The sequence below is a fragment of the Acinetobacter sp. YH12039 genome, from assembly GCF_013420015.1.
Taxonomy (GTDB): Bacteria; Pseudomonadota; Gammaproteobacteria; order Pseudomonadales; family Moraxellaceae; genus Acinetobacter; species Acinetobacter amyesii.
In genome coordinates, this window is sequence record NZ_VOZA01000020.1 from 48,590 (window position 1) to 56,198 (window position 7,609).

The following is a 7,609-nucleotide window of genomic DNA, read 5'->3' on the forward strand; positions in this document are numbered from 1 at the left end:
CAGCCAATTGGCTAGAACTCGGTTTAAAACTATACTAGCCCACAATATCAAAGACACGATAGAAAAATTGTGTCTGGGCATTAAGAACACTCATGGCAGCACCATTTAAATGAATTGAATGGATGCCACCTTCCGAAATATGAGGAGTCCTACATGGAACACATCGAACGTGAATCGATGGAGTTTGACGTAGTTATCGTCGGTGCAGGTCCTGCCGGCCTATCTGCTGCGATTAAAATTCGTCAACTTGCAATTGAAAATAACCTAAACGATCTGTCCGTTTGTGTCGTGGAAAAGGGCTCCGAAGTGGGTGCGCATATTCTATCAGGTGCTGTGCTCGAACCTCGCGCAATGAATGAATTGTTCCCAGATTGGAAAGAACAAGGCGCACCGTTAAATGTGCCTGTGACTGAAGATAAAACCTATTTCTTATTGTCTGATGAAAAATCACAAGAAGCACCGCATTGGATGGTGCCTAAAACCATGCATAACGATGGCAACTATGTTATTTCGTTAGGTAACGTGGTTCGCTGGTTAGGTGCTAAAGCTGAAGAATTAGAAGTGTCTATTTTCCCAGGCTTTGCAGCATCTGAAATCCTTTACCATGAAGATGGTACTGTGAAAGGCATTCAGACTGGTGACATGGGCATTGGTAAAGATGGCGAACCAACGCATAACTTTACTCCTGGCTATGAACTTCATGCCAAATACACATTATTTGCTGAAGGCTGTCGTGGTCACTTAGGTAAACGTCTGATTGCTCAGTTCAACTTAGATAAGGATGCTGATCCGCAACATTACGGTATTGGTATTAAAGAACTTTGGGAAATCGATCCTGCTAAGCACAAACCAGGTTTGGTGATGCACGGTGCAGGTTGGCCTTTAAGTGAAACAGGTTCTTCAGGCGGTTGGTGGTTATACCACGCTGAAAACAACCAAGTGACATTAGGTATGATCGTTGACTTGTCATACACCAATCCACACATGTATCCATTTATGGAAATGCAGCGCTGGAAAACACATCCACTGATCAAGCAATATCTTGAGGGTGGTAAACGTATTTCTTATGGCGCACGTGCGGTTGTAAAAGGTGGCTTCAACTCACTACCTAAATTCACTTTCCCAGGTGGTAGCTTAATTGGTGATGACGCAGGTTTCCTAAACTTTGCGAAAATCAAAGGCTCTCATACAGCAATGAAATCAGGCATGCTGTGCGGTGAAGCTGTATTTGAAGCGATTGCTGCGGGTGTGGAAAAAGGTGGTGACCTTGCCATTGCACGTGTGACTGAAGGTGAAGATTTCTTCGCTAAAGAGTTAACTGCGTACACAGACAAGTTCAACAACAGCTGGTTGAAAGAAGAGTTATATAACTCTCGTAACTTCGGCCCTGCTATGCATAAGTTTGGTCAATGGATGGGTGGTGCGTTCAACTTTGTTGATCAAAACATCTTTAAAGTGCCGTTCACGCTGCATGACTTACAGCCCGACTTCAGCGCTTTAAAAACTGTCGATGCTGCGAACTTCAAACCGAATTATCCAAAACCAGATGGTAAAATTACATTTGACCGTTTGTCTTCAGTATTCGTATCAAATACGGTACATGAAGAGAACCAACCTGCTCACTTGAAATTGACAGATGCTTCTATTCCTGTACATGTGAACTTACCAAAATGGGATGAGCCTGCTCAGCGCTACTGTCCTGCTGGTGTTTATGAAATTATGGAAGAGAATGACGGTTCTAAACGTTTCCAAATTAACGCGGCCAACTGTGTACACTGTAAAACGTGTGACATCAAAGATCCGTCTCAAAACATTACTTGGGTAACACCTGAGGGTGGCGGTGGTCCTAATTATCCTAATATGTAATCTCTTTTGAGATTGAAATAAACCCGCTTAATGCGGGTTTATTTTTTAATAGACAATCACACTCTTTAAATAAATATTATTACAAAAAACTAATTCCTATAAAAAATGAATTTCATAAGTATTTCATTTAAAATAATTATCAATGTATTATTTTATATCCACTAGATTTAGATATTTTATAAATAATTAAAAGAAATAACCTCACTAAGCCTAAATACAAATTTAAATTTCATCTATATAGTAATATAATTTTTTAGACCCTTCAATTTTATAATAATTAATTTTAATTTCTCTAGAACTTTCCATATTACAAAGCTTACTTACAACTTCATCTCCTCCACCGTACATTGTAATTTCCTTATTTTCGATCAGAAAATTAAACGATGTAGGCTCTTCATAATTTCGATGAATTTTTTCCAACTTATATTTTAAGGTTAGATCTTTTATGTTAGAAAAATCAGTACTATTAAATGGAAAAACTCCCCTATTACACCCACCTAAAAAAAGCGCTTGTTTATTTTTCTCGTATAAATATGCTATTTTTTCGTCATCAGCATATACATGCGAGCTAATGAGCATCATAAAAACTAATATATTCTTCTTCATTTTAATGGCCTACTCTCTCTAATTTGAGTAACCCTATATTGATCATACTGAACAGCATCACTTTGAAAATATGCATTATCAGGATGATGAGATAATCATTTTTTAGCAATCACATGGCTTTGTTGCATAAATATGTAAGCATCTGATTTAAATAAATTTAATTTTGGATCAAAAAACAATCAAAACTTTTAAAATCATATAGTTATGAAATCTTTGTGCAACACAGCCCAATCACATTATAATTTATTTTGACCTAAAATACTGTAGCTCAATCAAATACTACATCTATATTTAAGTATTTTTTTTATATCAGTTCGCGCCACCATACGGAATATCTTCCAGTATTCACGCATTATTCAGCCATTAAAATTCCGCCCCAAAAACTAAATTCAACCATTCAAAAAAAACCACCAGTAAAACTAGTTTAACTGGTGGAATAAATTCTAATGATTCGCTACTTGCGCATCTAAAGTTCTAAACTTTGAATTGATAAAACTATAGGTTCCATAATATAAAAAAATCGCATTTCCGATTACATCCATTTCATAGCGCTTCATAATAATATTATTGATCCGCCCCTGACTAGCATTCAGCTCATTGCGAAAAACATCTCTATCTCTGCTATTCTTAAATTTAAGCGCAATAAGCCCAACCTCTTTGTTTTTTTCCTCCAGTATATAAATACGAGATTCTAATCCACAGATTAAGTGCACAGAGGGCGCAATTTTTTTCAGAAAATTTTTCTTTAAATCCTGTTCGGCAAATTTAGCTCTAGCAACGCCTCTTGCTGCGCTGTGCATTTGCACAAATGCGTAATTATAAACATTCAATTCATGTTTTTCTTGAGCGCTGAAACTGCAGTTTGCGTAGGAAAGCGTGCTGGCAAAAAAGCATAATATAAAAATTTTTAAATTCAGATATATGTTCATAAAATTCCTCTGTTATAAAGTTCGCCCGTCCGCGTGTCATAAATGTTGTAATCTTTGATTTTTGGTCTGACCGCTTTGTGATAGGTAATTTTCGCTTTGACCTTCTTAAGCTCACTTTCACCCGACAATTCCAGCATTTTTTGGTTAAACACACTAAATCCTTTATGTCCAAAAACTTCTAAACAGCCTGCTGTACCATACATATCATCCATTGAGCAGGTATCCGGCCCATCGTGAATGAGGAAATTTCCTGTCACAATCCAAGCGCCGTTCTCGGCTTTATCTGTACTATGTAGAATATATTCTTTGTACCAGGTCAATTTATGAACCTGCTGATCCGCCAGTCCCGCGACTGACAAAATGGTATTGCCTTTTTTGTCGATTACGCAGCGTGGGCCGAATCTGCAAACTTTAAAGTAATATCCTTTTTTATCCTTGGTATACATATGCAGACGGTATAAAGGCACTTTAACCGCTGTATACGGGCTGCCGTGAGGATAGCCCCACATATACATATAGCTGTTTGGAATCGGTTTACTCGCTAGTTCCAGCAAAACCTCATTCTTTTTGCAATTGGTGATGGCATTCTGTTTATTCGCCATTTCTTTTCTTATTTGTTCAAATGGATCAGACATCAGCGGCCACCATATAACTTTCTAATTGTAATATTTTCATTAAATCGGGTTCATCAGGGTCTTTCAAAAACGGACATTCCCGGTTGAATTTATTCACATCAAATTTTATTTTCTGCGCAGCAATGACAAATCGCTCAATATAAGGGATTTCCAGTATCTCGCATTGCAGTGCATAATCAACGATTGCTGAAATTTGATAAAAATCTGCATTATTTTTTTTGCAAAAATTTATTTTAAAGTATTCTATTCTTTTTTCGAAAATCGATTCGAACTGCGCATCCTCAAGCATGATCAACGTTTTTAAACAGTCTGTACTCTGATAAAAATGCGAACGGATTTCTCCATTAAAAAGAACCGTAAACGATTCAAAACCTGAAAATACAATGTGTTTCTGCTCAACATTTAAAATGTCAAATAATGAAAATACAGTAAATGGCTCATACAGTTTGCACATTGAATTCTCAAAATTGGAAAAACTGAAGCATTTTTTAAACAGCGCATTTAAGACTTCATCCATTTCCAACCGGCTACTGATAACAATATATTCATTGAACTGGTTTAAAATGTTCTCGTTATACACAGCTAGCACAGGAGAAAATTCTAATATTTTAGGATTATTAAATTTTTCAAAAAGATATTTAAAATCAAAACCGTTTAATGCTTTTTTTGCCTGCTTATACTGCAGCAGATCAATTAAAATATATGTATTCATTGTTTAGCCTTTTATAAAAAAGGTTAAATTTTTCAGAGATGATATCAAACACTCAACACAAATATTAGGCATCACGCCTAAATCAGCGCTCTGCGTTTGCCCAGCTAAAAATTGATGCTGCCCTGCCTTCACCTCAAACTTACCAGCCGTAGTAGGCAATACACCCGCACTACTAATTTCAATCTGGCTACCACCCGCAACTAAAACAATTTTTTTGCTCGCTTTGATTTCAACTTTATCTTCTGTGGAAATAATTTGAATACCCTTTCGTGCAATCAAATCTGCCCCATCTCCTTGGGCTTGGATTTCAACTTTGCCTTTGCCTGCATAAGCACGTAATCCCTCTTGTGCTGCAAATAGACTGATCTTGCTTTGTGCATGGGCAATTAAGGATTTTTGACTGCTGAGGTTGATGCTATCCCCTGCACTTTGGCTGATCTGTCCATCTGCTGAAAGATGAACATCTTCCTGACTACTTACAGCAATTGAGTTTGGTGCAGATAAAATCATTAAGGCTTGTTTAAAGGCATCAGCTTTTTCTTTACTGCCTTTTTCGATTTGCCGAAGGAAGTTTTTTAAATTATCCAAGACTTCAAGTGGGTCAGTTTGTTGATTTTTCGCCACTTCACTTAAGGCTTTACTGCTGTTTAAGTTGGCTTCGATTTGTTCTTTCGCCGCTTGTGCGTCGAGGTGCATTGCCGCTGCTTGTTGTTGTGGGTGTGTGCTGACAAGGAGCCCTTGTCCTGCTCGCACTGCACCCCATTGGTCGGTTCTCAGTTCAAAGCCTTCACCTCGCCCTGCACTTTCTGCGGTTTCTTTGGGATGACTAAGGTTACCGAGGTTAAGCTGAGTGGCACCATGGGTACTTTGTAATTGTGTTGATATTTGTCCTGTGGTGTCATCAAAGCGCAGTTGTCCAAAGCCTTCACCTTGGACTTCCTTACTTTTTATTCCAGCCAGTTTTTTGGTGTCTGGCAGTTTGCCTTTACTATCAAATTGGGTCGGACTGCGCTGTGCTTCATGTATACGTCCCACCACAAATGGTCGGTCGATATTACCGTCAAAGAAATCGATGACCACGATTTCATTAATGCGTGGCAAGAAGCGTGCGCCATAGCCTTCACCGGCCCATGGAGTCAGTACATCTACCCATGCAGAGTCCGTGTCATTGTCATTGCTGCCTGCACCACCATCATGGCTGTGATCATCACCACGGGTAAATAAGAAGCGGACTTTGATACGCCCCCATTCATCGACATGTATTTCTTCACCACTTGGCCCAACGACTTTAGCCCGTTGCGGATGGGTGCTTGGACGGTGTTCGAGTGGGTTATATGCAGGAACCGTCGCAATATTGCGGCGTTGTAATGTGAGCTGATTGGCCTGACGCTCGGCCTGTTCATGGATCGGTTTAATGTTCCACTGACTTTGTTCAATCAGTTGATTGACTTGTTCAGTAAGGTCTTTGGGTAAGTTATTTTGGTTATAGAATTTCTTTTCTGTGATTAAAAATTGTTTGTCTGCACCACTGTGTTGATCAATTTCTGGGTGTTCATTCAATTCAAACCAATAACCGACTTGTGTATCACGCACAGTCGATTGTGCATTGAATTTTTTCGATTGTAGCTCGTGATAGCGCGTTAGGTTTTGATTCAGTTTTTCAATCTGACTGTTTGATGAAGCGGTAGCTTGGTCTTCGCCTTTTAAGTCTTGCATCCATGCAGGGCTGATATGCCATGCTTGTTCCAAACTTAAACTGGCATTGTCTTGGCTTTGGCTATGCTGATGTTTGCTTTGAACTGAGCCTGCGCCTTCTTCTTGGCTCAGTCCATCGGCTTGCCAGCGCTGCACATGGACCGCAGTCGGTTGAATGCTACGTTCACCGATCAAGCTGGTGATGCTGTCTTGTTTTTCTGTGGCACTAGAGCGATGAAAGCGGATACTACGACGGCTGAGTGCTTGATATTGGCTATTGTCATCAATCAGCCGGAGTTTTTGTTTTTCAATTGGCGCTGAGGAATGTGGTGCTTTCAGCTGCGCTTCATCGATGAGCCAATTGATGCCTTCACTGCGCCAAAGACGCGTTAAAAAGTCATAATCGCTTTCATTCGACTGCATGATGAAAGGTCGTACATCATAGTTCTGACTTAAACCGCTAAGATCTAGCGTTAGACTGGCAGCAAAGAGCGGACTTTTGCTTTGCCATTCTTTAAAGAGAGTTTCACTGACATCGCGAACAGATTTGTTCATAAACACACGGCTGTTGCGGCGTTTATGCCACAGCGATGTTGCATCTTCTAAAGTGAGTTTATACAGCGTGAGTGAACCGTCACTCTGGCCTTGGGTGGCTTCGGTAATAATACCCGTGGTGCGGAAGAGTTCGCCCTGATCGGTCACTTGATCAACGGCGACTTGTACGCCAATAAATTGTTTTAGTGGAATAAGTGCATTAGTAGATAGGCAAATCAAAGTCGCTTGCAGGCCTTGGTTTAAGACATGCTCCCCATCAATACGTTGAATAAAAAGCTCTTCATTCAACGCAGGATTGGAAAATTGCAAATGAATGGCACGTTTTTGGGCGGATAAGCCTAATTTTTCAAGTATAAGAGCAATCGAATTTAACATTTTAAAAGTCTGTTTTTTAAACTTTGTATAATTATGCTGCGAATGATATAGGCTAGCCATCAGACTTGACCAGCCTATTTTATTAATAAAAATGTAATATCTTAATAATTTAGGACTTACGCATTGACGGATTCAAAAAAGTATTAAAATACTTTATAAAGTATCTGTGATCAGACGAATTAAAAATGCTTCTACAGCAACTTGTACTCTACCCATTTATATGGGCTTTCTCATGA

Annotated in this window: 6 protein-coding genes; 1 reads left to right on the forward strand and 5 read right to left on the reverse strand. The window is 39.1% G+C overall.

Annotated features, from left to right (window positions below):
- The first annotated feature begins 153 nt into the window (after window positions 1–153).
- A complete protein-coding gene (locus tag FTT98_RS10040) occupies window positions 154–1,866 on the forward strand; it encodes an electron transfer flavoprotein-ubiquinone oxidoreductase (RefSeq protein ID WP_180041836.1) in 1,713 nt (570 codons plus the stop codon).
- Window positions 1,867–2,088: 222 nt separating this feature from the next.
- Here FTT98_RS10040 and FTT98_RS10045 read toward each other — a convergent pair whose 3' ends face one another.
- From FTT98_RS10045 to FTT98_RS10065, 5 genes are all read right to left on the reverse strand, one after another.
- Window positions 2,089–2,472 carry a hypothetical protein gene (locus tag FTT98_RS10045; RefSeq protein WP_180041837.1) on the reverse strand — a complete coding sequence of 128 codons (384 nt, stop codon included), beginning with the start codon at window positions 2,470–2,472 and terminating at the stop codon, window positions 2,089–2,091.
- 443 nt (window positions 2,473–2,915) lie between these two features.
- Complete coding sequence (locus FTT98_RS10050) at window positions 2,916–3,401, reverse strand: hypothetical protein (RefSeq protein ID WP_180041839.1); 486 nt, start codon at window positions 3,399–3,401, stop codon at window positions 2,916–2,918.
- Window positions 3,398–4,036 carry a hypothetical protein gene (locus FTT98_RS10055; RefSeq protein ID WP_180041841.1) on the reverse strand — a complete coding sequence of 213 codons (639 nt, stop codon included), beginning with the start codon at window positions 4,034–4,036 and terminating at the stop codon, window positions 3,398–3,400. The genes FTT98_RS10050 and FTT98_RS10055 overlap by 4 nt, the downstream gene beginning before the upstream one ends.
- On the reverse strand, window positions 4,029–4,748 hold the full coding sequence (locus tag FTT98_RS10060) for a hypothetical protein (RefSeq protein ID WP_180041843.1): 720 nt from the start codon (window positions 4,746–4,748) through the stop codon (window positions 4,029–4,031). Before FTT98_RS10060 ends, FTT98_RS10055 begins: the two co-directional genes overlap by 8 nt.
- Window positions 4,749–4,751: 3 nt before the next feature.
- Entirely contained in the window at window positions 4,752–7,373 is a 2,622-nt protein-coding gene (locus FTT98_RS10065) for a type VI secretion system Vgr family protein (RefSeq protein ID WP_180177333.1), read from the reverse strand.
- Between the last annotated feature and the right edge of the window lie 236 nt (window positions 7,374–7,609).

Excerpts from the sequence above, each read along its gene's own strand:
- FTT98_RS10040 (WP_180041836.1), top strand. The coding sequence starts at position 154 with ATGGAACACATCGAACGTGAATCGATGGAGTTTGACGTAGTTATCGTC.
- FTT98_RS10045 (WP_180041837.1), bottom strand. The coding sequence starts at position 2,472 with ATGAAGAAGAATATATTAGTTTTTATGATGCTCATTAGCTCGCATGTA.
- FTT98_RS10050 (WP_180041839.1), bottom strand. The coding sequence starts at position 3,401 with ATGAACATATATCTGAATTTAAAAATTTTTATATTATGCTTTTTTGCC.
- FTT98_RS10055 (WP_180041841.1), bottom strand. The coding sequence starts at position 4,036 with ATGTCTGATCCATTTGAACAAATAAGAAAAGAAATGGCGAATAAACAG.
- FTT98_RS10060 (WP_180041843.1), bottom strand. The coding sequence starts at position 4,748 with ATGAATACATATATTTTAATTGATCTGCTGCAGTATAAGCAGGCAAAA.
- FTT98_RS10065 (WP_180177333.1), bottom strand. The coding sequence starts at position 7,373 with ATGTTAAATTCGATTGCTCTTATACTTGAAAAATTAGGCTTATCCGCC.